Below are 24,193 nucleotides of genomic sequence, written 5' to 3' on the forward strand. Positions count from 1 at the left end.
TTCTCTAATCTCTCTTATAACCAATATTGCGGTGACTACCAGGGGTTGGTGAGAGATTCCTGAGATGTCACTACTGAAGTTAAGAAGGAGGGTTGTTAATCTATGGTCGGTTGGATCAACTGCCTGGAAGGACGTTCAGGTATTTGCCACCCAAAAAGCAAGACCATTACATTGAGCGATCGCGATTACAATCGACTTTAAACCCAATGCTGCGGAATACAGCGTTACAGTAGATTGCGATGTAGAATCCACTGTAGAAGATTTCTGACTCTCTCGCCTTCTGGCTATCAAAGAAAGAGATGCCCAGAAAGCGATCGCGTCTTCCCTTCACGTAACCCTAACGTATCTTATTCATAGAGCAACTCCTCATGGATTTCGCCACGCTTGCTGCTCAGCTTAACGCTGGGACGATTCTGCCAGAAGGCATTGTAATTACCACCCTCATGCTCGTCATTGTGGGTGACTTGATCGTGGGACGGACGGCCTCCTCGCGCTGGACACCCTACGTCTCAATCGCGGGGCTGCTAGCGGCCGTAGTCGCGCTGTACTACCAGTGGGATACGGCAAATCCGATTTCCTTTTTGGGCAGCTTTAACGATGATGCGTTGAGCGTCCTTTTACGGGGCATCGTGGCGTTGTCAGCCGTGGTGACGATCCTCATGTCGATTAGCTATATCAATCGCTCCGGCACATCCCTGGCAGAGTTCTTATCAATTTTGCTCACGGCCACGATCGGGGGGATGTTCCTGTCTGGTGCCGATGAGTTGGTCATGATTTTTGTCTCGCTGGAAACGTTGAGTATCTCGTCGTACCTTCTGACGGGCTATACAAAGCGCGATCCTCGCTCTAATGAGGCATCGCTGAAGTATTTGCTGATTGGGGCATCCAGTTCTGCCATTTTTCTGTATGGTCTGTCGCTGCTGTATGGCTTATCGGGTGGGGAAACAACGCTGAGCGCGATCGCGGGGAGTATTGCGGATACTGGTTCTACCCAGTCGCTAGGGTTGGTGATCGCGTTGGTCTTTGCGATCGCGGGGATCGCGTTCAAAATCGCGGCAGTCCCCTTTCATCAGTGGACTCCAGATGTCTACGAAGGCGCTCCGACCCCAGTGGTTGCTTTCCTCTCCGTTGGTTCTAAAGCGGCTGGCTTTGCGCTAGCCATTCGCTTGTTGGTCACGGCGTTTCCGTTACTCACCGAAGAATGGCATTTGGTCATGACGGCACTGGCAGTACTCAGCCTGGTGCTGGGGAATGTGGTGGCTTTGGCCCAAACCAGCATGAAGCGTCTACTGGCGTATTCCTCCATTGGGCAAGCAGGCTTTGTCATGATCGGTTTGGTCATCGGTAGTGATGCAGGCTATGCCAGCTTGATCTTTTACTTAATTTCGTACCTGTTTATGAACCTGGGTGCCTTTGCAGGGGTGATTCTGTTTTCCTTGCGGACGGGGACGGATCAAATTAGCGAATATTCGGGGCTGTACCAGAAAGATCCACTTCTGACCCTCTGCCTGAGCCTATGTCTGCTGTCCTTGGGCGGTATTCCACCACTGGTTGGTTTCTTTGGCAAAATTTACCTTTTCTGGGCTGGTTGGCAGGCCGGCGCTTATGGGCTAGTGCTGTTGGGATTAATTACCAGCGTGATCTCGATTTACTACTACATCCGGGTAGTCAAGATGATGGTGGTGAAGGAGCCGCAGGAAATGTCTGAATCGGTGAAGAACTATCCTGCGATTAGCTGGAGTCTGCCAGGCATGCGATCGCTGCAAGTTGGGCTAGTTGCAACCGCGATCGTGACCTCACTGGCTGGCATTCTCTCGAACCCGCTGTTTGCGCTGGCGAATAGTGCTGTTACCCAAACGCCTATCTTGCAGCAATTGTCCCTGACCGCGAGTAAGGATGCTGTTGCCCCTAAAGCGGCGTTAACGCCTACGATCGCCCCTGACCGTCAAAGCTAGGGAAACATGGCTTCAAGCACTCATGCTGTACCTGAAGAGCCATTGCCAAGAATCTTTTGGGTTGGGATTGGTTGCAAACAGGGCACAGCCAAAGGCCTGATTGAGCAGGCGATTCGGGCAGTCTTTCGAGCTTATACACTGCACGAAGGCGCGATCGCTGGAGTGGCGACGATCGACACAAAAGCGAATGAGGCAGGCTTGCTTGCGTTTTGCCGCGATCGCCACCTGCCTCTGTGTTTCTATCCGGTTGAGAGGCTACGATCAGTGACGGTGCCGAATGCCTCTAGCGCGATCGAGGCGGCAGTTGGCACTCCTAGCGTTGCGGAAGCGGCGGCACTTTTAGCTTGTGGAGAAGGGGAAGCGGGGGAAGTGGATCAGGGGATCACCGCAGAGACGCAGAGACGCAGAGAGAGCAATCTGGTAATGCTTTCTACACGCGATACTCTGCGCCCTAAACCTGTTCTTTGCGTTCCCAAGCAATGCTATCGTTCTATGGATCAGAAGGGGGCTATGACGATCGCAGTTGCACGATCGGCCCAACACTCCTAATCCCAAGATCAATCAACACAAGCAATCTACCTGTCTTTTGCCTTTCATTATTTGAGCGGTCAGCTGTCAGCGGTCAGCGTAGAAGTTTTGAGTTAATCAAGTGGTCAGCCATCAGCCATCAGCACATAGCTCTCTTCTCTATCTAACAATAACAACGCCCCTGCCCCCGCCTCCCCTGCTTCCCCCACTCCCTCTACTTCTGCCTTCTGCCTTCTTCAGTGTGCCAACTCGTCATACGTTTTCAACAGCTTTTTCACCAGCTTGAGATGCTCGCGGACGATCGCCGCTGATCCAGCCCCGGCGGTTGCGTCAATCACCAGATCACCGATCGTCTCTAGTGCACGTTCGTTAATGGCATCAATCAGAAGCTCTGGCATGGTCAGGTTGTCTTCTGCCAGGTGTTTGAGTGCCGTAGCAGGATGGTTTTGCTCAACGATGACCTTCAGTGTCTGTAGCTCGTACTCTGGCAACTGCACCATGAAGTCAGTCCACTCTTGGGGCAGACCGGATGGCGATTCAGTGGTGATCGACTTCGGTAAAAGTGTGGCGGTTCTGGGCTGGGCTGAACGCGATTGCAGAGATTCGCTGTCTGCCTTGACGATTAGCGCTGGTTGCTTGAGTGGCATAGATGACTTCGGCAATACAGGCTGTTTGGACGATATAGGTTGCTTGGACGTCTCTTTTGGTGAGATCGCCCCAGCTTGAGGACGAGTCTCAGCCGCCTTACCGTGACTATGACCATTGGTTGTGGTGCTACCAGCAGGTTGGTTTCCGTTCAGGTCACGCGGAGACTCGCCAGTCACTTCTGCTAAAGCGGTCGTGAGCGTGGCTAACTGTTGCTCGATCGCCTCTTTCTGGTTGCGGCGATCGAGGATTTGAGCTTCCAGTACATGCAGTTCTTCTTGCTGCGCTTCAATCTGCGTTTGTAATTGCTTGAGGGCTTCCTGAAGTGGGTTGGAGCCAGTTTCTAATTCTCGCTTTTTTGCTTCCGCATAGGTCAAAAACTGCTCTAATTCTACCCGACAGGTTTCTAGCTCCTGGACTTCTTGCTTGAGTGTTTTGGCCGTTGCTTCCAGTTGACGCTTCTCTTCCCTGACATTTGCGATGTCCCGCGACAATTTTTCTCTAGCCTGTCGGTGATCGGTAATTTGTCCCTTGATCTGGCTCAACTCAGCCTGGAGTGCCGCAAGGTTGGCTTCAATCTTATGTTTGGTTGCAGTTGCCTCTGTAAGCATTTGCTGGCTGATTGCTTCGTCTGACTCGCTGTGGATGGCTTGGTATAATGGCTGCCTAGAAGTAGGAATTTCCGTGGGTAGTTCGTACGGTCTCGCGGCGATCGACGGTTCTGCATTGGCTGGGGCCGATAAATTCCAACTCAGCGCTTTGCGTGCGGCAGGTAGCGCTCTTGGTAAGGGTAGATTACCCAAATGCGGTTGACTGGGCGGCAACGCAAGGGTCTGTAGATTTGCTTCTAACTGCTCTTTCTCGGCCTCAAGCTGTTTGTAGGCGTGGTAGGCTTCTGCACGACGTTGTTGTAACGCGTAGATATGGCGTTTGAGGTCGGCGATGCGTGTATACGCCTGCTGGTGGAATTGTCGATCAACCACTACGGCGGCTGCCACTGTCGCCACTGTAGTCGTTACACCCGACGCAAACGCTTTGTCAAGATCACGGCCTGTTAAAAAACTAATGCCAAAACTGATGCCAAAGGCAACCGATCCAAGAAAGAGCCGTTGTTTCACCATAGTCAGGTCACAAAAGATAACAGGCTAGAGAGCACAGGCTACAGACGCTCCATTGGTACGGACAGTTGTGCATCAGCAAATCAGCGTAGGATGGACGTTGATGGGCTGCCTTACCCACAAATGGTTTGTACCGCTCGGTCTACAAGCAACCAGTTGCAAGCAAACCGGAAAATCAGTTAAATGTCATTGCGTTCCAACGGCTCAAAGCAGCAGCAGTAGATGACCTCGGACTCGATACCAGCGGCTTTTAGCTGTCTGCTACATTTAAGTTGCTAGACTGTATATTTTAAGCCTCTGGAATATACGACATACAAACCTATGACCTAGAGATTATTAATGCAAATAACTCAACCAATAGGAGGAATGGATTCCAGAAATTTCGTCAACGGGCTTAAAAACTTGTTCCCAAAAGCAGCCGCCAGTATTCCACAAAACAAAACTGGTGCAGCTAGGAGAATGATATGTAACAAATCCAACTCTATAGCTGATATCGAGATGTAGGACAAAGGGATAAGTGTAAGCAATAGTCCAAATGCAATGCCCAGTAGAATTTGCTTAATTACATCAGTTAAGGCGCGGTGTTTAGGGCTGCTGTCCTCAGATGTCATATCAAAAATCTCCTCCTGAAATTTTGAACCTTAAAATACTTGACGCTCTTTTAACTAAACCGTTTCATTCCAGCTAAACCAAAACCCACCCAAATCTTGAAACAGAATCTATGCCTTTTATTGACTCGTGCTAGAAATTATAACGATTGAATAGAGCCATTGATCTGTAACCTTTAGTGAACTTGACTCAGCAATACCCAATGCTTCTAAATGTCCTATCAAGACCCCCAATATCTTCTTTACTAATAACTCAAGCAGCCTAACTAACATTCGTGACGCAATGCACAGTCTAAAATTCCGCAACAATAAGCCTCATTTGCTCAATGGTAGGTTAACTCAACACGTTTGGCGCAGTAATGAATGATCGGGCTGTTTGGAAACGGGTTGGACAGGCAGGGCTATACGGGCTAGGCGGCATTTTGGGCACGATCACACTCCTAGCGATCGCGGCGGTAACACCCCGACAATGGCATACACCAACACAGCAGACGGGCTGCAAATATAGAGTCTACGTTGCAGGCGACGTGATGCACACCAACTTTTTTGTGCCCGTTCACAATGATGCCTTCGACTGGGGCCAGCACCTCAATCTAGCCACGCTGGGTAAAAGCAAGCCTGCTGACTACCGCTATCTTCAGTTTGGCTGGGGCGATCGCACCTTTTACGTCGAAACACCATCCTGGGATAAGATCAGCATCTCTAGCGCACTGCGATCGCTCCTGCGGCCAAATCCCGCTGCCCTCTTCGTCAAAGGACATACCGCTGTTCCCCACTACCCCAACGAAACCCTTAAATGCATCAGTCTGGATCAGGCTCAGTACTTGAAGTTAATGCACTTCCTCGAAGCGTCTTTCCAGACCAACAGCCAGGGGCAGGAACTAATTAGCCGTGGGCATGATGGCGACAGTAGCTTCTACATTGCCACCGGACGCTACTCTGCACTCAAAACCTGCAACTCCTGGACGGCTGAAGGACTGCGATCGGCTGACGTTAACACTCCCCTCTGGGGCGGACTCGCCCCCGCTGTAATGCATCAACTGAAGGATAGCTGTAAGTGTGGAGAGTAGTTGGCGTTTTAGTGCAGGGAAAAAGGCAGAAGGCAGAGGGCAGAAAGCGGGGAGCGGGGAGTAGGGAGTGGCTAAAGAACAACTCAAAATTTTTCCTCACTCTCCCTCTCGCCTCTCCTCTTCCAGTGGCTCACAGAAGCGTTTATTCTACTCAATACAGAACAAAGTTATCTAGAGATGCAGTTTTCAAAAGTTTTGATTGCGAACCGTGGCGAAATCGCTCTTCGGATTCTCCGCACATGCGAGGAGATGGGGATTGCGACGGTTGCGGTTCATTCGACGGTCGATCGCCATTCGTTGCATGTGCAGCTTGCCGATGAAGCGGTTTGTATCGGTGAGCCGCCCAGCAGCAAAAGTTACCTGAACATCCCCAACATCATTGCGGCAGCATTGACCCGTAACGCAACCGCCATTCATCCCGGTTACGGCTTTCTGGCGGAAAATGCACGCTTTGCCGAAATTTGCGCCGATCATCAAATTGCCTTTATTGGCCCTTCGCCTGATTCCATTCGCTCAATGGGCGACAAATCAACCGCCAAGAAAACGATGCAGCGCGTGGGTGTACCAACCGTACCGGGCAGCGCAGGCTTGTTGACAGATGAAGCAGAAGCACGGGCGATTGCCCATAAAATTGGCTACCCCATCATCATCAAAGCAACCGCAGGCGGAGGTGGACGAGGCATGCGGTTGGTGAAAGAGGAGAGCGATCTGAGCAAGCTGTTTGCCGCCGCGCAGGGGGAGGCCGAAGCCGCCTTTGGCAATCCCGGTGTCTACCTCGAGAAGTTTGTGCAAAAGCCGCGCCACATCGAGTTTCAAATTCTCGCAGATACGCACGGCAATGTGATTCATCTCGGTGAGCGTGAATGCTCTATCCAGCGTCGCCACCAAAAGCTGCTGGAAGAAGCTCCCAGTCCTGCCCTCACTCCCACACTGCGCGAAAAGATGGGTACCGCTGCTGTCATGGTTGCCAAAGCCATCAACTACGTCGGGGCGGGTACCGTCGAATTTTTGCTCGATCAGTCTGGCGAATTTTACTTCATGGAGATGAATACCCGGATTCAGGTCGAGCATCCCGTGACAGAAATGATTACCGGGCTAGATTTAATCGCGGAACAACTCCGGATTGCCCAAGGCGAACCACTCAGCCTCACTCAAGAGCAATTGCAGTTGCGGGGACATGCGATCGAATGCCGTATTAATGCAGAAGATCCCGATCACAATTTTCGTCCCCACCCCGGACGCATCAGCGGCTACCTACCGCCTAGCGGCCCCGGTGTGCGGATGGACTCCCACGTCTACACCGACTACGAAATTCCGCCTTACTACGACTCACTCATCGGCAAGCTGATTGTTTGGGGGCACGATCGCCCAGCCGCCATCCGTCGCATGCGTCGTGCCCTGCGTGAGTGTGCCGTCACGGGTCTACCTACCACGATCGCCTTTCACCAGAAAATTCTAGACAACCCAGACTTCCAGAGAGGAGATGTTTACACCAACTTTGTGGAGCAAATGATGCAGAAGGAGCAAGAGGGGAAGGGGTGAGGTGCAGGCAGAGCAAGGGAGGCAGGGGGAGCAGAGGGGTAGGGAGTTTGGAGTGGGTAAAATTCAAAAGCTTTTAGCCTTCATCCCTTAGCCTTTCTCCCTAAAACCCTTTTCCCTCCATCATCATCGTCAATAATCCCTGCTGCCCTAAAAGAATTTCGCGCAGGAAACTCATGATGCCAACCCAGAGAATGGGGGTAATATCAACGCCACCGATCGGAGACACAATTTTGCGCGACGGGGCTAGAAACGGCTCAGTCGGTGCAGCAATCACATTGAAGGGAAAGCGCGTGAGATCGACCTGCGGGTACCAGGTCAGCACAATGCGAAAGATAAAGAGAAAGGTCATAACGCCCAGTAAAGGACCCAACGTCCAGGAGGCGATCGTCGTAAAATCCATAGCTCGATCGGTAGTTTGAAGCGATGTAAACAGCTTTCTCATCAATTTTAGCGCCATTCCTGTCCCTCTCCGTCAGCAAGACGGGTTGTCTGATCAAGAAACCTTTTGCCAACTGCTTTTCAAGTGGGTAACAGACCGCTAAGATTATGATGAAGATAACGTTATACAACGAGGAACATTAATCTATGACTCCTGCTTTAGTAAATTTTTTCATCAGCCTTCTGGCAGGTGCCATTGTGGTCGGAGGGATCTTCGGCGGACTCCTTTTTATTAGTCAAAAAGATCAGATTCAACGATAACAGGGCTGACGCAAACCTCGGAGGTTTGAACCAGGAGCCAAACATCTAAGAAATGTCGTTGCTTAAGCCTCCGAGGTTTTGGTCGCATCGATCGCCCTGATTTACGAATTGCCCCAAATGAGTGGTTAAAAGCCCTGGGTCGCCTTGGGTAGTCACTTTGTCTGCTTTTAGAGGTGTTTCCAGGGTTTTGCCTTTGACCTACAGGCATGGTATAAGCAAAAACCATTCACTGATCGTGTCATCCTCTCAGTCTTACAGCCGTTTCCCTTTGCGTGTGTCACACCGTTCAACTGAGGCTCACTCCCAAAGCGCCCACGCCAAAACTCAATACCCTACACACTCATACTCGTCTTTACAAACCTGTGGTTTACCATGATGGCAACTGCTGTAACCACGTTGAGACTTGAGTAAAGGTCAATGTATAGAGATCAGTTTTACAGAAGCAACGTGAGTCTTCGTTCAAGATAGAAAGGCACTATACCGATTACGATGCTCTGGGGGTATCCTGAATGGAGTTCTCTTTCTCAATCAAGTGGTTGGAGATTTTGGGCATCAGTCGTTAACATAGGATGTAACTAGGAGAGGGATGCGATGGTAAACGCCTCACTGAATTGGGCGAGTTTTGTGGGCATAGCGCTGGCAGCGTCTGGTGCTGGCCTGTATGCGTTGCGATCGCTGCGTCCTCGGCTTGCTCGTGATCACGACATTTTCTTTGCGGCCATTGCGCTGCTCTGCGGCGGCATCCTTTTTTTTCAGGGTTGGCGGCTTGACCCTATTCTGCAATTTAACCAGTTTCTGCTCGCAGGCACAGCCATTTTCTTTGCGTATGAAAGCATCCGTTTGCGGGGCGCTGCAACAGAGCAAGCAAAGCGGAACACGCCGATCGTTGATGATGAACGTCCCGTGAGTCGGGTGTACCGAGCCGATCTGGAAGAGTTAAATCCTTACGAAGAACGCCCAGCCGCTCGACGCATTCGGGGAACTCGTGATGTTCGCTCTGAGCGAGATGAGTACGATGAAGAATCGCGTCGTCGCCCGACCAGCCGCGCAGGTGAAGCCCGGTTAGGCACAGGCACCAGCGATCGCGCCCGTAAGCGCCGTCCTCGCACCTCTGATGACTCCATTGATTCGATCGGCGGTAGCCGTGAAGATTCTGATCTTTGGGATGATAGACCCGCTCGTAGCCGTAGCTCTTCACCTTCGCGCTCAGGTAATCAGTCACCCTCCTCTCGCCCAAGACGCTCTCGTCCCTCCTCAGACGATAACTTCACCTCGCGCGATCGTCGCTCTGAATCACGCAATGGCGCGTCGTCCTCAGAGTATGTTGATTACCGTCCAGTTGATACAGATGAAGAAGACAATTGGGGTAGCTATTAGAGGCTTTCTTGCAGCATGAAGCCAAATTGGATGTGTGAAGGGAACGGCTAGTTTGGAAGTGCTTCTAGACATTGCCGTCATCGTGAATAGGGATTTACCTGAAAATAAAGTTTGGTTCAAGGGCGGTTTTTGCCTCGTGTTGTTTGCCGCTCTGCTGGTTGGTTGTAGCCAAGCAGAGCCTCCAGCCACTGTCTCAGCCGAGTTTGACAGTCGGTACAGTGATGAGCAGCCTGCTCTCAGTGGGGATGGTCATTTTCTAGCGCTGGTGTCAAACCGCGATGGCAACCGTGGTATTTTGCTTTACGATCGCAAGCAGCGGCAGATGGTCAGTTTGCCTCGGCTAAATCGGCAGCATGCGATCGCAGAGTCCCCCAGCCTGAGCTATACAGGGCGCTACATTGTTTATGTGACGAGCGATGGTGTTCGTCCTGAAATTGAACTGTACGATCGAGTGCTTCAACAGCCGCAGGTCTTGACTGCTGGCTACCGGGGTTGGTTTCGCAACCCCAGCGTTAGCCCAGATGGACGATACATTGCCTTTGAAACAGGCGAACGGGGGCAATGGGATATTGAGGTACTGGATCGTGGGCCAAATGTAGAATCAGATGTGCCCGATGAACTGCGATCGCGGCTTTCATCCTCGCCTTAAAAGTGTTTGAGGCAGAACGAAAGGAAGTTGAGAATGGGGAGTTGGGAGCCGGGAGTCAGGAGTCAGGAGTGGCTCGATCAATAGCCTTTTGTCTTCTGCCTTTTACCTTCTGCCTCTTTATGAGCTTTAAACAACGAACGACGTGATGCTCTCTGCCCCTTCTGCTCCCTCTTCCCTATTTCCCTCCCAGCCTCACGCTTCTGTGAATCGCCTGCTCCTGTTGCTGCTTTGTTCGAGCATTTTGCAGGGCTGTAGTCCGCAAGCGGTCAACTTCCCCTTTGACCCAGGTGGTCGCAGCCTTAACAGCAACTTTTCTGACCTGCAACCACGTATTTCTGGTCGCTATGTTGTCTTTGTGTCCGATCGCAGCGGTAGTCAGGATCTTTACCTTTACGACATGGTGATGCATAGCTTGGTAGATTTGCCAGGGTTAAACGCGATCGACATGATTGTGTCTAGCCCTGGGATCTTGAAGGATGGCCGTCTGATTGTCTTTGCTGGCTCTCGTGAGGGACGATCGAGCATTTACCTGTACGATCGCACAACCCGACAACTTCGCAATCTCACTGAGAATCTGAGAGCGGAGGTACGCAATCCAACGATTACGGCAGATGGCAACACGATCGCGTTTGAATCCAGCGCCAACGGGCAGTGGGATGTGGTGCTGTACGATCAGGACGGTCAACCGTTGGATGCGTTGACCAACCCTCGTTAGCAGCGGTTGATGGCGTTAACCGCCAACAGGTTCAGGTGTGTCGGCGAGAGTTTCAAGTGCTCCCTCAGAAGCTTCTAGCGCTTGCACCGAGTCGATCAGAGATCGTACGGTAGATGCACCTTCCGATGGCTCAAAGGTGAGAGGAAACTTGCCTCTGAGCATCATTCGCAGCCCCAGTGGCCCCAGGCTTGCCAAACCCTTTAAATCGCGGAAGGAATTGCCCATCACTTTTAGGCCAAACAGCCGCTCATCAATCCACCCACCTTGCCTCACAAGCTCGATCAACGTTGTGCGATGACGAACCGATCGACCAGGATGAGCGCCCTTACGGTCTAAAATTTCGCCTTTGATTTTGCTAATCTGATCCAGCGGAGCGACTTCCATTGGACAGACAGCATTGCAGTAATAGCAGCGCGTACAGCCCCATACGCCATCAGTACTATGGTTGTATTTTTCCAGTCGTGCTTCAGTGTCATCATCCCGCGAATCAGCCACCATGCGATAGGCTTTTGCTAATGCATGCGGCCCCACAAAGTTCGGGTTGACCTCATAGGCGTTGCACTCTGAATAACAAGCGCCACAGAGAATGCAATTGCCCGTCTGGTTAAGCTTTGCCCGTTCTTCAGGGGTTTGCAGAAACTCGCGCTCAGGGATTTGGCGTGCGGCTGTGCTGACGTAGGGGTCGATCGCTTTCAGATTGTGCCAAAAGCTGCTCATATCTACCACCAAATCTTTAATGACTGGCATATTGCCCATCGGTGCTAGTGTGATGGTGGGAATCGCTTCAGCAACAGAATTGTCTTTGCCAGCAGGGGTTGTTGGCCGTAGTCGCGCAAGCTCGCTACCAACATTTTCTTTACAAGCCAAGGCGGAACGTCCGTTGATGCGAATGGAACAACTGCCACAGATGGTATTGCGGCAATTTTTACGAAAGGCAAGCGTCCCGTCCTGCTCCCATTTAATGCGGTTTAAGCAGTCCAAAATCGTGCTGCCGGGGTCAACGTCGAGCGTGAAGGTTTCGACGTTTGGGATAGAGGTTTGGTCTTGTCTGATGACGTTAAAAAGGACGTGCATGCGGGGAGTTCTTCAGTCAAAACGGTGCTTGCGTTATTATCCCCAGTTTAAGCGCGATCGCTCATGCAGCGCCAACTGGATTATTTCCATTGCTTTGTCTACAGCCATTGCCGCCATGTTCCCAGCTACACCTGCACCCTACATCTCCATAACCTGACGACATACTTAAAAAGGCTCTCCCGCTTCTTTAGGATTATGAATTAAATAAGCTGTTATTTTCGTAGGGTGTGTATAGCCTTCGGCATTCAGGAAAAGTGCGGCGTAACGCACCAAAGCTGCTCAGATGATGCGTTACGGCTTCGCCTAACAAACCCTACTTTATTAAATTCTCATTCCTTAGTAGACCTCATAGCGAAATGCTGCTTTCTCAGCAACCAGAGTCAGGTGCTTTGAACTGGCGCGAGTGGGAGCATAAACGCCTTTTTCCCACTCACTGACGGTTTGTTGACGCACGCCTAACTCCTTTGCCATGTCCGCTTGCGTCAATCCCATATGCAACCGTAATGCTCGAATCAACTCGCTATTCCACTGCAACGTGTCATCTATGCACTGTACGCGGTAGACCTGGGGCGGTTTAGTAAAGATGACCTGCTCACCGCTCAGGTCGATCGTGGCAACAAGATAGCCCGCTCTCATCCAGGCTGTGGCTTGCAGTGCTCCTGCGCTGCGATTGCTCCACCATCCGCGCTTGCTACGGGCAGAAGGAGGCAGCTTCTCACCCAGCAAGGCTTCGATTTCGGCAAAGGTTAATGTGACTTGCAATCGATCGCTTCGACTCAAGTGTGCCAACAATGGTTGATATTTACTCTCGCCCTGACTAGACATTCTACACGCCAGCGTGTTAAAATTCAAAGCTGATCAAAAAGCGATCGCCTCATTATAGATGTCTTCAAAACAAAGTTTTTGCCTTCTGCCCTCTGCCTTCCTACTTCTGCCTGACCACACTAGAGGTAGGGCAACGATCCTGCTCTAGAGTGTTTTAGGAAAGAGGTTTCCAGGTGGGTACGGGAGCCGCTACCACGCCTTTAGCTTCCAGGAAGGCCGCGACTCGCAAGGCCAGCGCTTCTTTATAGGGGGCTGCAATAATCTGTACTCCGATCGGCAATGTTCCAGGCTGCTGCACAGGTACGGCGACGATCGGCACGCCAATGAAGGAAAGCGGCTGCGTGTAAACCCCTAAGTTGGGGCGGAGTGGCACTTCTTCGCCATCTAGCACCAGCGTGGCTTGACCAAGGAGCGGTGCAGGGCAGGGGGTTGCAGGCGCAAGAATAATATCAACCTGCGTGAACAGTTCACGGACACGATCGCGGTACCAACTGCGAAACCGTTGCGCTTGGAGATACCAGGTGACGGGAATGAGGGCACCTGCCAGAAAGCGATCGCGAGTAGCAAGGTCAAAATCTTGAGGACGGGTGCGAAGGTCGTCCAGATGCAGGTTACTTCCTTCCGATCCTGTGATAATAAATGCGGCAGCACGGGCGCGATGGGCTTCAGAAATGGTGACTGACTGGGTGGTACCTAAAGCAGTGGCAACCGACTCTACGGCTGCCAGCACATTGGGTTCAGCGCCTTTAGTAAAGTAGCCATCGGCGACAGCTATGCGCAACCCATCAATCCCTTTCGCTAGTTCGGGTAGGGTTAGCGCCACAGGGCGATCGGTACAGGCTGGATCATCCCGATCTGGGCCTTGGAGCAGATCAAAGGTAAGGGCAAGATCACGGGTCGATCGGGCAAAAGGGCCAAGGTGATCCAGGCTGTGAACAAAGGGATAGGTTCTGGCGCGGGATAAGCGTCCAAAGGTTGGCTTTAGCCCAAAAATACCGCACAGTGAGGCAGGCACGCGGATCGAACCATTGGTGTCGGAGCCAAGGCTAAGGGGCACCAGACCCGCAGCAACCGCAGCCACGGAACCACCAGAGGAACCACCTGTCATACGGTTTAAGTTGTGGGGATTGCGGGACGGGCCATAATGACTGTTTTCAGTCACAAAGCCATAGGCATATTCGTCCATATTCTGGGCACCGACCAAAACGGCACCAGCCTGCTTTAGGCGTGCCACCAACGTGGCATCTTGAATGGCAGGAGGACGATCGGCGTTAATTTTGGAGCCAGCTAGAGTCGTCAAGCCTGCCACATCATACAGATCCTTGACCCCAAATGGTACACCAGCCAATGGTCCAGGGTCTCTGCCATCCGCGATCGCTTGGTCAATGGCATCTGCATCCTTAAGGGCTTGTTCTGCAATGACACTGGTGAAGCAGTTCAGTGTGTCATTGTGATCAGCGATTCGTTTCAAAGCTACAGCTACGACCGATCGGGCAGAAATTTCCTGACTTCGCACACTAGCGGCGATGCTGCTAGCATCTGGGTAGTCCTGGCTCATGGTTTAAGGTGATGAATTCAATGTCGAAGGCAACGGCTAGGGTTCAAAGATGGATGCGATCTCAATGTCGTCTGGCAGGGGAAATTCATTGACGAGTTGCGCGATCGCCACAATGCGGACAAAATTATCAACCACCCCTGATCGATGCTCCGGCTGTAGCGGCAAGGCGACCAGTGCCGCAAGGTAATCCACTAAAACGGCTGTATCAACTGGATTTTCTGTCATACCATCTCCGTTGCCGTTGCTTTTTGTCCCGCTGGATCGGCAATATATGCTCGCCAACCGCCCCATGCCGTAATTTCTCGCTTCCCTTCACAGAGAATGGGTTCACCGATCACACCCAGCACCTCTTCGCCATCGGCTAAGCGCACTTTGCCGATCGAAAGTCCAGGTGGTTCCAGCAGCAGCAGAAACGCCATTTTGCTAGCAGGCACGGCCCAAACCTCAACCGCGATCGCAGTGCCACCTGCGCTGACCCGCATCATCGCTGGATGGCGATCGTTAATCGACCACAGGCGATACGTCGGCTCTGTGAACGCCTCCCGCACAAACTCTGCTTCCACAAGTTCCATGTTGGCGTTCAGTTCCAGCCCCCGCATCAGGGTACCGTTTACAGCAAGATAAACCGTTGTCTTCATTCCATTCGGGGCGATACGCTCATGATTCCGCAACCAATGTCACCCGATTGAACCACATTTGCTGTATCAATAACACCCGCACGAAGAAATTTGAGCGCGATTGCTTGGAAGGATTGAGGAGTAGGGGGGAGAAGGTAAAAGGCAAAAGTGAAAGCCAACAGTCGAAAGTACTCTAACCGCTATTGCTGACTGCTTCTCAGCCCTCGGTATGATTCAGGTAATGTACCAGTGCCTCTAACCCTAAACGATAGCTGTCTGCTCCAAACCCGCTGATTTGCCCAATCGCAACTGGCGCGATGTAAGAATGATGGCGAAACGTCTCGCGGCGATAAAGGTTGCTAAGATGCACCTCGACGGTGGGAATGGCGACAGCCGCAATCGCATCGCGAATGGCAACGCTGGTATGCGTGTAAGCACCTGCATTGATCAAAATCCCTTGATGCTGCCCCAGAGCCGCGTGGATCGCATCAACGAGAGCGCCTTCATGATTAGACTGAAGCGACGAAAGCTTTACTCGAAGGGATTCGGCAGACTGCTCAAGCTGCCGCGTAATACTATCAAGGGTCATAGAGCCATAAATACTTGGCTCCCGCTTGCCCAATAGATTCAAGTTTGGACCGTGGAGAACTAGAAGACTAAGCAAACCTCTAAAGCCTTCTCTCTTAGGTGTATGCATAGGTGAGCAAGCGCCAGAAGCTGTCACAAGGGAAGGTTGCGTACTCTTCGCATCAAAACCACCTCAAACGAAGCGCCTGGTTCAATCATGAACAAGACAGCTACAAAACAGGTTAGCGACGCTGAGAATCCTTGACCGGAATGGGAATCAGCTCACCTTCGGGCTGTCCTTCAGGCCCAAGAATCGCTTCAATCAGCTTGCGCGCCCATTCTTTTACTTTTTCAAGTACCTTCTCAAGGTAATCCATTGAACAGATTGCTCCTTCGCTATGGTCTGGTCGTCACCCACAGTCGTCACCACCGATCGCGGGGCCGATTCAACCTGATCACTTATCTAAAATTGTACCCAATTTATCAATTAGTTAACAGCCCGGAAAAAGACTGTAGAGATTCCATAAATTTGGGTCACCTTATCTAAGTCTTAATCAAACGTTGCAGATAAGCAAGTACCTCTAGTAATTATGTCAACTTTATTAATGATTTGTTTATTATTGCTCGTCGTAAAAGATCTAGCGCAATAGCAGCGCTGAGCCTACGAATCCAATCCCGTCCCCGTAAGGTGCCAAACTGATGCTCAAAGCTCTGCACGTCATCCGCTTCTGCCAGCCCGATATAGACCAACCCAACTGGCTTGTCTGCTGTACCACCGTCCGGGCCAGCGATGCCTGTAATGCTTAATCCCCAAGTGGTGCCAAGGCGTGATCGCACCCCAACTGCCATTTGTTTGGCGACAATATGACTAACCGCACCCTGTGCAGCCAGATCTTGCTCACTGACATCCAGCAGCCGTACCTTGATAACGTTGTCGTAAGAAATGACCCCACCCCAGAAATAGCTAGAGCTACCGGGGACGGACGTAATCGCTTCGCCCAAGCCTCCTCCTGTACATGACTCAGCAACCGCAAGCGTTGACCGATCGGCTTTGAGCAAGGCACCCACGACAGACGCAAGCGAATCGCTGTCTGCACCGTAGCAGTTGATGCCACCAATCTGGCGAAGCTGCTGCTCTACAGGTGCGATCAGTTGCTGAGCTTCTGCTTCGGAGTTTGCACGGGCAGAAATCCGGAGTTTCACTTCACCATGATTGGCATAGGGAGCAACCGTCGGGTTCTGAAGGTCGAAAAAGGTGTTGACCTTTTCTGCCAGTGCCGATTCTGAAATGCCCCAAAATTTTAGCGTGCGGCTGTGGATAGTTGTTTGCCCCCAGCCCTGGCTTTGCAGATACGGAACGGCTACCTCGCGCCACATGCGCTGCATTTCTGCGGGTACGCCTGGAAAGGTCAGAATGGTGAGTCCTGGTGTCGGTTGCCAGATGATACCTGGGGCGCTGCCAGAGTCGTTAGTCAGCACGACTGCGCCTTCCGGCAAGAGTGCCTGTTTGCGATTGTTAGCCGTCATGGTGCGCCCGCGCTGGGCAAACTTACGGGTAATGTCTGCAAGAATCTCGGGATGCTCCACGAGGGGCACACCGAAGCAAGCTGCTAGCGTCTCATGGGTCAGATCGTCAGGGGTAGGCCCTAAGCCACCTGTGAAGATGAGGAGTTGGGCTCGATCGCTGGCAATCTTCACAACGTCTTTAATACGCTCTGGATTGTCTCCCACCACTGTTTGGTAGTAGTGAGCCATCCCTAGCTGGGCCAATGCTTGCGCTAAGAATTGAGCATTGCTGTTGAGAATGTCGCCCAAGAGCAATTCGGTACCAACACAGATAATTTCAACACTGGGAGTCATGAAGGGTATCACCGAGTTTTTGGTAGTAGGGCAGTTGAAAGCGATCAGCGATCAGCATTCAGCTTTGCGATCGAGGCTGTACAGATTCGCATGATTGCATTTTATCGACCCAGTAAGTCATCTATGGGCACGCTAAATCCAGTCAGAATGGTCTGAGTGCTGACGTTTTCGCCTCTGGTAACGAGCGATCGGCTTTGTGGTGTTAATACTACAATCCAACCACTGTCGGGGAAGACCAGCCACACCTCCTGGCAGCCAGCTTCCAGATACTCACTTGCCTTGTTGAACACGTCCTCAGCACAGTCGGTTGGCGAAACAATCTCGGCAAGCAGCGGGAATACCTGGGGAAAGACGTTCGGTTCACCAAATTGGGCCAGCAGTTCGGGTGTCAAATACGCCAGATCAGGACGACGGATTTGCTGATTGGTACGACAAGGTGTCTCTGTGTAACACTCTCCGCCGAGATTGTGTGTATTTTTGTAGTCACTCCACAACCGCCCCAACGTTAACTGCACTCGGCTTGTCTTCAGCGTCATATCATTCTTTTCTACGAGTTGCCCATCCACCCATTCCATGTGATCGGGAGGATTGAGCAGGTAGTCTTCGATCAAGACGACGGGAGGCTGATTCAGAGCAACTGTAGAGATGACCATTGCTAATACTCTTCCTACTTGCGTTTCTCTATCATGCCTTATGCGGTTGCAGGGACGGGTGGGTATTGCTGTAGTACCTGTTTGAGGTAGTGACCTGTGTGAGAGTGAGTGTTTTCGGCCACTTCTTCGGGAGTACCGACAGCAATAATTTCGCCCCCTCTATCGCCCCCCTCTGGCCCCAAGTCAATCACCCAATCAGAGCAGCGGATGACATCCAGATTATGCTCGATCACTAAAACCGTGTTGCCTTTGTCTACCAGACGTTGCAGCACGTCTAAAAGCTTGTGAACGTCATAAAAGGAGAGACCTGTTGTGGGTTCGTCGATGAGGTAAAGGGTTTTGCCTGTCGCGCGGCGAGAGAGTTCCGTTGCCAGCTTGACCCGTTGGGCTTCACCACCGGAAAGAGTGGGTGCGGTTTGTCCCAAGCGAACGTAGCCTAGACCGACATCTACTAATGTTTGCAAGCGTGCTGCGGCTTGAGGAATATTTTTGCAAAACTCCAGCGCTTCATCAACGGTCATGCCTAGCACATCCGCGATCGATTTGCCTTTGAACTTCACCTGAAGCGTTTCGCGGTTATAGCGGGCACCTTTGCAGACTTCGCACTGCACATAGACATCGGGCAAAAAGTTCATTTCAATGACGTTGACGCCCTGACCACCGCAGGCTTCACAGCGTCCCCCTTTAACGTTAAAGGAGAATTGACCGGGCTTGTATCCTCTGGCTTTGGCTTCGATCGTTTCGGCAAAGACATCCCGAATGATGTCAAAGGTGCCCGTATAGGTCGCGGGATTGGAACGAGGGGTTCGCCCGATCGGAGATTGGTCAATGACGATCGCTTTGTCTAATGCACTCAAGCCTGCGATCGGCTCCATTTCCTTGGGCTGGGGTATCTTGCTGCCAAAGTGGTTTTGCAGCGCCGGATAGAGCAGTTCGTTAATGAGCGTGGATTTACCCGAACCTGAAACGCCTGTCACAGACACCAATTTGCCCAGCGGAATTTCGACATCAATTTGCTTCAGATTATTACGGTAAGCATTGCGGATTTTGAGGGCGCGACCATTACCCGATCGACGCTGAGCAGGTGTTGCGATCACTTCTCGACCTGACAAGTAAGCGCCTGTCAACGAATCGGGAGCATCCAGCATCGCTTGCAGGCTACCTTGAGACACAATACGCCCACCGTGCACTCCTGCACCAGGACCAATATCCACCACATAATCGGCAGCGCGAATCGTTTCTTCATCATGCTCCACCACAATCAGCGTATTGCCTAAATTGCGGAGCCGATGCAGGGTTTTGAGCAACCGGGCATTGTCACGCTGATGCAGCCCAATGCTCGGCTCATCCAGGACGTAGAGAACGCCCGTTAGTCCAGAGCCAATTTGGGTTGCCAAACGAATACGTTGCGCCTCGCCACCCGAAAGCGTCATAGCCGTCCGGTTCAAGGTGAGATAATCTAGCCCCACGTCCAAGAGAAATTGCAAGCGTGCTTTGATTTCACGCAGCACCAGATCGGCAATCTGTGCCTGTCGTTGGCTCAACTCAATGCTGTTCACCTGATTTAAACAGTCTCGAATTGAAACGCTCGTCAAATCAGCAATGCGAAACTGTCCCAACTTGACAGAGAGTGCTTCTGGCTTCAGCCGTTTGCCCTTGCAGTCTTCGCAGGGTTGATCGACCAGGTATTGCTCTAGTTTCTGCTTATAAACGTCTGAATTGGCTTCCTGATATTGTTTTTCTAGCAGCGGCAACGCGCCTTCATAGCGACGCTGGTAGCCTTTATTCTGCCGATAGCGAGAATCAGTTTCAATCCAGATCGCCTCTTGAGACCCGTGCAGCAAAATGTGGCGTTGTTCCTCTGTCAACTGGCTCCACTGCGTTTGAATATCGAACCCAAAGGCAGTGGCGACGCTACAAAGCAGCGACAGGTAATAGGTATTGTCTTTATCTGACCAGGGCGCGATCGCCGCATACACGGGCAAATCCGGATTGGGCACCACCAGTTCGGCGGAGAACTTGCGATGACTGCCCAACCCATGACAGGCAGGACAAGCACCGTAGGGTGAATTAAAGGAAAACAAGCGGGGGGACAGTTCTTCCATCACAGCGCCGTGTTCGGGGCAGGCGAAGTTTTCGGAAAAAATGAGGGGAGTAGGGTGTGGGGTGTGGGGTGTGGGGTCGGAGATACCGTAGTTGCCGCCTTTTTCGGCAGCACGGAGAGCTTGGCCTGTGGGAAGTTCGACTACGTTGCCTTCTGCCTTCTGCCCTCTGCCCTCTGCCTCGTCCGGCAAAACGTCAATAACTGCAATCCCACCGGAATGCTTGAGACAGGTGCCGAGAGAGTCGGTCAGACGTTCTTCAATGCCTGCTTTTTTGATCAAACGATCGACCACAATCTCGATCGTGTGCGCCTGGTTTTTGTCAAGCTCGATCGCATCGCTGAGTTCTCGCACTTCACCATTGATACGCACACGCACAAAGCCATCAGCGGCCAGACTGGATAACTGCTTTTTATGCGTCCCTTTCTTGCCTCGGACGACGGGCGCGAGAATCTGAAAGCGCGTGCGATCGGGCAGTTCCATCACTCGATCAACCATTTGATCGATGGACTGCGGCGAAATGGAGCGATCGCAGTGGGGACAATGGGGAATGCCTGCCCGTCCGTACAGCAGGCGCAGGTAGTCGTAAATTTCGGTGACGGTGCCGACTGTAGAGCGAGGATTATGGGAGGTCGATTTTTGGTCAATGGAGATGGCCGGACTCAAGCCTTCGATCGCGTCCACATCGGGTTTATCAACCTGGCCCAAAAACTGGCGAGCGTAGGCGCTGAGTGATTCTACGTAGCGGCGCTGCCCTTCGGCAAAAATCGTGTCAAAGGCTAGCGAAGACTTCCCCGAACCGGACACGCCTGTAAACACAATCAGGCGATCGCGGGGTAGCTCCAGATCAATATCTTTCAGGTTGTGCTGGCGTGCGCCTCGAATGCGAATCGTATTTTGGGCGATGGCATGACTGGCGGGATGGTCATGCGATTCAGCTATAGGATGCTTAGAACCGTTAGCTTGCTTAGAACCGTCGGCGCGATCGGGCATAGGGGCAGGGGAAAAATAATCTTTCCTATTCTATCGCTCTCAGCTCCGAGTCACCGATGCAAGGACGACCTCTACTGAGTGAACCCTATTTCGTCAACTCTTGCCAGCCCGTGTTGCAGCGCGAGAGGGTGCCAGTCGCTACATTCGACAGTACACCTGTAGGATCGCCACCTGACGGTGCTTGAGACTGACAGAGAATGGCGATCGCGGTAAAGACTGCCGTATTGACATTATCAATCTCGACGGCTCCGGTATAGGCGCGCAGCACCCCAGTATTTCGGGGATAGGCAACGTTACGGATAATCGCTGATGTACTGCCTGCGGTTGTGTCAATGCCATATGTGAAATTGTTGGTGTCGGTTTTAATGCCAATACCCAGCGAGACAAAATTCACAGCAAATTGACTGCGCTCCAGGTAATACGCCTGCTGCGCACGATTAGAGGCACCAATGTATTGCTTGGCTTCAGACTCTTTTGCTTTGCTTGCCTGGTTCAGAAAAGACGGGAGTGCGATCGATGACAGGATGCCAATAATAATGATCACAACCAGCAATTCAATCAACGTAAACCCTTGCTCCCGACGTTGCTGAGCGAAAGCTTGCAAAAATTTAGCCTCAAACGTAGTTTTCACTCGCTTGAACACTCCCCAAGTGGATGTTACATTCTTAGCGTTCCCTCATCTCGTCCCCATACAGCTCAGTAAAATTCCTGATTTGCAATGGAAAGGGAATTTTTTGCTTATGCGGAATCCATGTCCTGAATTGGATGTTAAAAATCCAGTTTTGCTGAGGTCAGTTGTCATTGAACTGATTGTCTGGCAAGCAGTAAGCAAGCGTATACAAGAGTCTTTTCCACTAGAGAGATCCCTATGAGGGTGGGAATACTGAAGGAAAGTTTGGCAATGTTAGACGCATGTGGCGACGGCTCAGGAACATTTTTGATAGTTTAAGGGCTTACGCTGATCTCAGTCCTGATCTGCGCACGCGCCAACAGGTTAATCGGTTTCTGCGCGATCGCCCTGCCCTAAGCAGTGATGAGTGGTTTGAGCAATTCTGGCAGGTGCAAGGAGTTACCCAGCCAGTTGCCGCTTTTGTCTACAGCCAGATGCAGGCGTATTCTGGGCTAGAGTTTTCTAGAGTGCGGCCAAATGACCGTCTAACTGAAGATCTCTACCTTCCACTCGTTTGCTGGTTTGATTGGCAAACATCCTTCACTGAAGATTTCTTAGTCTCATTTGGGCTGGATCTGAGCAATCATTTCGATCCGCAAAGTTTTTCTACAGTCGAAGAATTGGTCATCTTTCTCAACCATCAGCTTTTGTCCGTTAATCACTCGTAAACTAGTAATCTGTCAATTTCGCATAGACGCTCAAGAAGGGATTGACGTTATTTTGGGGGTCGTGAATGGGGCATGGAAAGCTTGAAAAGCTTGCGCGCTCAATGCCGTCCCAGAAAGTGCAACCGAGTTCTACAAGCGGTTGGCTAACGCTGCTGTGAGAGCGGAAGAGAGACTAAAAATGGTTTTAGCAAAAAAACGACACCAATCAGCGTGGGCCACTGAGCTGAACGATCTTGTGCGGGGAGCGTGTGGCGGCTTTTTGTTTGGTATTCCGCTGCTTTACACAATGGAGGTTTGGTGGGTTGGCTCGATGGCTGAAGCGCCCAGAATCGTGATGGCGATCGTCGGTACGTTTATCGGTGTTTTTTGGCTCAACCGCACCGAAGGTTTTCGTCGAACGAGGCGGTCTCGCCCCTACGAAGCCTTTACCGATACGGTAGAAGCAATGACGATCGGTTTAGTTTGCTCGGCTTCTGTGCTCTTGCTTTTGAGGGAATTGACGTTTGACGCACCTTTGCGCGAATCGTTAGGCAAAGTGATTTTTGAGTCGGTGCCGTTTGCGTTGGGAGTTGCGTTGGCTGGTCAATTTTTGGGAGATACTCGCGCCGCTGAGCCACAAACACTCGATAGTAGTTCGCCATCCAAAGCGGAGGCCGCAAGCCCACTCAATGCAACCCTGGCTGATATTGGTGCGACTCTCATTGGCGCGATCGTCATTGGCTTTAATATTTCGCCTACTGATGAGATTCCAATGCTAGCGGCGGCTGTTTCAGCGCCGTGGCTGCTAGGAATCATGGCAGCATCCCTGCTAATTTCGTATGGCATTGTCTTTGAGGCAGGTTTTTCAGATCAGCGCAAACGTCGGCAGCAGCAAGGTATTTTTCAACGTCCCCTGAGTGAAACGGTGATGTCTTACCTGGTGTCATTAGTCGCTGCTGTGATGATGCTGTGGTTCTTTCAGCGTCTTACTCTCAGCGACCCGTGGACGATGTGGTTAGAGCAAACATTATTGCTGGGTTTGCCAACCACCATAGGCGGCGCGGCAGGCAGGCTAGCAGTATGAATCAGCCAGCGCAAACTCCTCGCACTGACGAACCACCGCGATCGCGTGCTGAATGGATTACCTTTGGCATGGCGTCCTTTATCTTGGCGATCGTGGTGGGGCTAGTTGGCTATACCTGGCTGGATGAGCAACAACAACAACCGCCTGTCCTTTCTGTACGCAACACTGAAAAGATTCGTGCCGCTAATGGGCAATTCTATGTGCCGTTCGTTGTCACAAATAACGGTGGACAAACGGCTGAGTCGGTATATATCCTGGCAGAGCTACGAGTTGGTGGCACGATTGTTGAAACAGGCCATCTAGAAGTCGATTTCTTATCTAAAAGAGAGAAAGTGGAAGGAGCCTTTATTTTTAACCATGACCCAGAACAGGGCCAACTGACGCTACGTGTGACCAGCTATAAGCTACCTTGAACGTCTGCCAGCCGCTGCTTAAAGGCATCGGTAGGCGTAAAAGCAGTCAAGAAGGGGCTGTTGACGTTTCGATCGCTGTTCACTGCGTCTTTTACTTTTAATTCTTGACATGTCTGGGACGTAAACTGCTACTATATACTCTGGTAACGCGTTGGGGCGTCGCCAAGTGGTAAGGCAGCGGGTTTTGGTCTCGCCATCCCTAGGTTCGAATCCTAGCGCCCCAG

25 protein-coding genes and 1 tRNA gene are annotated in these 24,193 nt (G+C 51.6%); 12 read left to right on the forward strand and 14 right to left on the reverse strand.

Annotated elements, in window-relative coordinates; all coding sequences use genetic code 11:
* The first annotated feature begins 368 nt into the window (after positions 1-368).
* Complete coding sequence (locus tag AC5JLP_RS10005) at positions 369-1,955, forward strand: NAD(P)H-quinone oxidoreductase subunit N (protein ID WP_496067789.1); 1,587 nt, start codon at positions 369-371, stop codon at positions 1,953-1,955.
* A 6-nt stretch (positions 1,956-1,961) separates the two neighbouring features.
* A complete protein-coding gene (locus tag AC5JLP_RS10010; protein WP_496067790.1) occupies positions 1,962-2,504 on the forward strand; it encodes a cobalamin biosynthesis protein in 543 nt (180 codons plus the stop codon).
* A 215-nt stretch (positions 2,505-2,719) separates the two neighbouring features.
* On the opposite strand, the gene AC5JLP_RS10015 is transcribed toward AC5JLP_RS10010, so the two are convergent.
* A complete protein-coding gene (locus tag AC5JLP_RS10015; protein ID WP_496067791.1) occupies positions 2,720-4,249 on the reverse strand; it encodes a tellurite resistance TerB C-terminal domain-containing protein in 1,530 nt (509 codons plus the stop codon).
* Positions 4,250-4,596: 347 nt separating this feature from the next.
* Positions 4,597-4,857, reverse strand: coding sequence for a hypothetical protein (locus tag AC5JLP_RS10020; RefSeq protein ID WP_496067792.1), 261 nt, complete (start codon positions 4,855-4,857; stop codon positions 4,597-4,599).
* 356 nt (positions 4,858-5,213) lie between these two features.
* Between AC5JLP_RS10020 and AC5JLP_RS10025 the strand changes: the two genes are divergently transcribed.
* Positions 5,214-5,924, forward strand: coding sequence for a DUF2459 domain-containing protein (locus tag AC5JLP_RS10025; RefSeq protein ID WP_496067793.1), 711 nt, complete (start codon positions 5,214-5,216; stop codon positions 5,922-5,924).
* A gap of 177 nt (positions 5,925-6,101) precedes the next feature.
* Positions 6,102-7,466, forward strand: a complete 1,365-nt coding sequence (gene accC / locus AC5JLP_RS10030) for an acetyl-CoA carboxylase biotin carboxylase subunit (RefSeq protein ID WP_496067794.1) — start codon at positions 6,102-6,104, stop codon at positions 7,464-7,466.
* Positions 7,467-7,566: 100 nt separating this feature from the next.
* On the opposite strand, the gene AC5JLP_RS10035 is transcribed toward accC, so the two are convergent.
* The gene (locus AC5JLP_RS10035; protein WP_496067795.1) at positions 7,567-7,923 is read right to left on the reverse strand and encodes a YggT family protein; all 357 of its coding nucleotides are present in this window, start codon (positions 7,921-7,923) and stop codon (positions 7,567-7,569) included.
* A 128-nt stretch (positions 7,924-8,051) separates the two neighbouring features.
* Here AC5JLP_RS10035 and AC5JLP_RS10040 point away from each other — a divergent pair, with 128 nt between their 5' ends.
* The 4 genes from AC5JLP_RS10040 to AC5JLP_RS10055 all read left to right on the forward strand — a co-directional run bounded on the left by AC5JLP_RS10040 (position 8,052) and on the right by AC5JLP_RS10055 (position 10,906).
* Positions 8,052-8,165, forward strand: coding sequence for a photosystem II reaction center X protein (locus AC5JLP_RS10040; protein WP_496067796.1), 114 nt, complete (start codon positions 8,052-8,054; stop codon positions 8,163-8,165).
* Positions 8,166-8,756: 591 nt separating this feature from the next.
* Entirely contained in the window at positions 8,757-9,542 is a 786-nt protein-coding gene (locus AC5JLP_RS10045) for a Ycf66 family protein (RefSeq protein WP_496067797.1), read from the forward strand.
* Positions 9,543-9,576: 34 nt separating this feature from the next.
* Positions 9,577-10,191 (forward strand): TolB family protein, encoded by a 615-nt coding sequence (locus AC5JLP_RS10050; RefSeq protein WP_496067798.1) that lies wholly within the window; start codon positions 9,577-9,579, stop codon positions 10,189-10,191.
* Positions 10,192-10,393: 202 nt separating this feature from the next.
* A complete protein-coding gene (locus AC5JLP_RS10055) occupies positions 10,394-10,906 on the forward strand; it encodes a TolB family protein (protein ID WP_496067799.1) in 513 nt (170 codons plus the stop codon).
* Positions 10,907-10,921: 15 nt separating this feature from the next.
* On the opposite strand, the gene AC5JLP_RS10060 is transcribed toward AC5JLP_RS10055, so the two are convergent.
* From AC5JLP_RS10060 to AC5JLP_RS10110, 11 genes are all read right to left on the reverse strand, one after another.
* Complete coding sequence (locus tag AC5JLP_RS10060) at positions 10,922-11,980, reverse strand: succinate dehydrogenase/fumarate reductase iron-sulfur subunit (protein ID WP_496067800.1); 1,059 nt, start codon at positions 11,978-11,980, stop codon at positions 10,922-10,924.
* A gap of 336 nt (positions 11,981-12,316) precedes the next feature.
* Positions 12,317-12,805 (reverse strand): helix-turn-helix transcriptional regulator, encoded by a 489-nt coding sequence (locus tag AC5JLP_RS10065; protein ID WP_496067801.1) that lies wholly within the window; start codon positions 12,803-12,805, stop codon positions 12,317-12,319.
* Positions 12,806-12,959: 154 nt separating this feature from the next.
* Entirely contained in the window at positions 12,960-14,363 is a 1,404-nt protein-coding gene (locus AC5JLP_RS10070; RefSeq protein WP_496067802.1) for an AtzE family amidohydrolase, read from the reverse strand.
* A 36-nt stretch (positions 14,364-14,399) separates the two neighbouring features.
* A complete protein-coding gene (locus AC5JLP_RS10075) occupies positions 14,400-14,588 on the reverse strand; it encodes a DUF4089 domain-containing protein (protein WP_496067803.1) in 189 nt (62 codons plus the stop codon).
* Complete coding sequence (locus tag AC5JLP_RS10080) at positions 14,585-15,001, reverse strand: allophanate hydrolase-related protein (protein WP_496067804.1); 417 nt, start codon at positions 14,999-15,001, stop codon at positions 14,585-14,587. The genes AC5JLP_RS10075 and AC5JLP_RS10080 overlap by 4 nt, the downstream gene beginning before the upstream one ends.
* Positions 15,002-15,197: 196 nt before the next feature.
* Positions 15,198-15,677 (reverse strand): type II 3-dehydroquinate dehydratase, encoded by a 480-nt coding sequence (gene aroQ / locus AC5JLP_RS10085; protein WP_496067805.1) that lies wholly within the window; start codon positions 15,675-15,677, stop codon positions 15,198-15,200.
* A 112-nt stretch (positions 15,678-15,789) separates the two neighbouring features.
* A complete protein-coding gene (locus AC5JLP_RS10090; protein WP_496067806.1) occupies positions 15,790-15,924 on the reverse strand; it encodes a hypothetical protein in 135 nt (44 codons plus the stop codon).
* 211 nt (positions 15,925-16,135) lie between these two features.
* On the reverse strand, positions 16,136-17,407 hold the full coding sequence (locus AC5JLP_RS10095; RefSeq protein ID WP_496067807.1) for a competence/damage-inducible protein A: 1,272 nt from the start codon (positions 17,405-17,407) through the stop codon (positions 16,136-16,138).
* Positions 17,408-17,508: 101 nt separating this feature from the next.
* Positions 17,509-18,060, reverse strand: coding sequence for a Uma2 family endonuclease (locus AC5JLP_RS10100; RefSeq protein ID WP_496067808.1), 552 nt, complete (start codon positions 18,058-18,060; stop codon positions 17,509-17,511).
* Between the two features lie 38 nt (positions 18,061-18,098).
* Positions 18,099-21,155 (reverse strand): excinuclease ABC subunit UvrA, encoded by a 3,057-nt coding sequence (gene uvrA, locus AC5JLP_RS10105; protein ID WP_496067809.1) that lies wholly within the window; start codon positions 21,153-21,155, stop codon positions 18,099-18,101.
* An 85-nt stretch (positions 21,156-21,240) separates the two neighbouring features.
* Positions 21,241-21,759 carry a type IV pilin-like G/H family protein gene (locus AC5JLP_RS10110; RefSeq protein WP_496067810.1) on the reverse strand — a complete coding sequence of 173 codons (519 nt, stop codon included), beginning with the start codon at positions 21,757-21,759 and terminating at the stop codon, positions 21,241-21,243.
* A 308-nt stretch (positions 21,760-22,067) separates the two neighbouring features.
* Here AC5JLP_RS10110 and AC5JLP_RS10115 point away from each other — a divergent pair, with 308 nt between their 5' ends.
* From AC5JLP_RS10115 to AC5JLP_RS10130, 4 genes are all read left to right on the forward strand, one after another.
* Positions 22,068-22,493, forward strand: coding sequence for a hypothetical protein (locus AC5JLP_RS10115; RefSeq protein ID WP_496067811.1), 426 nt, complete (start codon positions 22,068-22,070; stop codon positions 22,491-22,493).
* Between the two features lie 178 nt (positions 22,494-22,671).
* On the forward strand, positions 22,672-23,556 hold the full coding sequence (locus AC5JLP_RS10120; RefSeq protein WP_496067812.1) for a TIGR02587 family membrane protein: 885 nt from the start codon (positions 22,672-22,674) through the stop codon (positions 23,554-23,556).
* Positions 23,553-23,969 carry a TIGR02588 family protein gene (locus tag AC5JLP_RS10125; protein WP_496067813.1) on the forward strand — a complete coding sequence of 139 codons (417 nt, stop codon included), beginning with the start codon at positions 23,553-23,555 and terminating at the stop codon, positions 23,967-23,969. The genes AC5JLP_RS10120 and AC5JLP_RS10125 overlap by 4 nt, the downstream gene beginning before the upstream one ends.
* Before the next feature lie 152 nt (positions 23,970-24,121).
* A tRNA-Gln gene (locus AC5JLP_RS10130) sits at positions 24,122-24,193 on the forward strand.

This window comes from Stenomitos rutilans (assembly GCF_059505485.1).

Excerpts from the sequence above, each read along its gene's own strand:
- AC5JLP_RS10010 (WP_496067790.1), top strand. The coding sequence starts at position 1,962 with ATGGCTTCAAGCACTCATGCTGTACCTGAAGAGCCATTGCCAAGAATC.
- AC5JLP_RS10065 (WP_496067801.1), bottom strand. The coding sequence starts at position 12,805 with ATGTCTAGTCAGGGCGAGAGTAAATATCAACCATTGTTGGCACACTTG.
- AC5JLP_RS10095 (WP_496067807.1), bottom strand. The coding sequence starts at position 17,407 with ATGACTCCCAGTGTTGAAATTATCTGTGTTGGTACCGAATTGCTCTTG.
- AC5JLP_RS10115 (WP_496067811.1), top strand. The coding sequence starts at position 22,068 with ATGTGGCGACGGCTCAGGAACATTTTTGATAGTTTAAGGGCTTACGCT.
- AC5JLP_RS10020 (WP_496067792.1), bottom strand. The coding sequence starts at position 4,857 with ATGACATCTGAGGACAGCAGCCCTAAACACCGCGCCTTAACTGATGTA.
- AC5JLP_RS10100 (WP_496067808.1), bottom strand. The coding sequence starts at position 18,060 with ATGGTCATCTCTACAGTTGCTCTGAATCAGCCTCCCGTCGTCTTGATC.
- AC5JLP_RS10015 (WP_496067791.1), bottom strand. The coding sequence starts at position 4,249 with ATGGTGAAACAACGGCTCTTTCTTGGATCGGTTGCCTTTGGCATCAGT.
- AC5JLP_RS10125 (WP_496067813.1), top strand. The coding sequence starts at position 23,553 with ATGAATCAGCCAGCGCAAACTCCTCGCACTGACGAACCACCGCGATCG.
- AC5JLP_RS10120 (WP_496067812.1), top strand. The coding sequence starts at position 22,672 with ATGGTTTTAGCAAAAAAACGACACCAATCAGCGTGGGCCACTGAGCTG.
- AC5JLP_RS10075 (WP_496067803.1), bottom strand. The coding sequence starts at position 14,588 with ATGACAGAAAATCCAGTTGATACAGCCGTTTTAGTGGATTACCTTGCG.
- AC5JLP_RS10090 (WP_496067806.1), bottom strand. The coding sequence starts at position 15,924 with ATGGATTACCTTGAGAAGGTACTTGAAAAAGTAAAAGAATGGGCGCGC.
- accC (WP_496067794.1), top strand. The coding sequence starts at position 6,102 with ATGCAGTTTTCAAAAGTTTTGATTGCGAACCGTGGCGAAATCGCTCTT.
- AC5JLP_RS10070 (WP_496067802.1), bottom strand. The coding sequence starts at position 14,363 with ATGAGCCAGGACTACCCAGATGCTAGCAGCATCGCCGCTAGTGTGCGA.
- AC5JLP_RS10045 (WP_496067797.1), top strand. The coding sequence starts at position 8,757 with ATGGTAAACGCCTCACTGAATTGGGCGAGTTTTGTGGGCATAGCGCTG.
- AC5JLP_RS10025 (WP_496067793.1), top strand. The coding sequence starts at position 5,214 with ATGAATGATCGGGCTGTTTGGAAACGGGTTGGACAGGCAGGGCTATAC.
- AC5JLP_RS10080 (WP_496067804.1), bottom strand. The coding sequence starts at position 15,001 with ATGAAGACAACGGTTTATCTTGCTGTAAACGGTACCCTGATGCGGGGG.
- aroQ (WP_496067805.1), bottom strand. The coding sequence starts at position 15,677 with ATGCATACACCTAAGAGAGAAGGCTTTAGAGGTTTGCTTAGTCTTCTA.
- AC5JLP_RS10040 (WP_496067796.1), top strand. The coding sequence starts at position 8,052 with ATGACTCCTGCTTTAGTAAATTTTTTCATCAGCCTTCTGGCAGGTGCC.
- uvrA (WP_496067809.1), bottom strand. The coding sequence starts at position 21,155 with ATGCCCGATCGCGCCGACGGTTCTAAGCAAGCTAACGGTTCTAAGCAT.
- AC5JLP_RS10035 (WP_496067795.1), bottom strand. The coding sequence starts at position 7,923 with ATGGCGCTAAAATTGATGAGAAAGCTGTTTACATCGCTTCAAACTACC.
- AC5JLP_RS10060 (WP_496067800.1), bottom strand. The coding sequence starts at position 11,980 with ATGCACGTCCTTTTTAACGTCATCAGACAAGACCAAACCTCTATCCCA.
- AC5JLP_RS10005 (WP_496067789.1), top strand. The coding sequence starts at position 369 with ATGGATTTCGCCACGCTTGCTGCTCAGCTTAACGCTGGGACGATTCTG.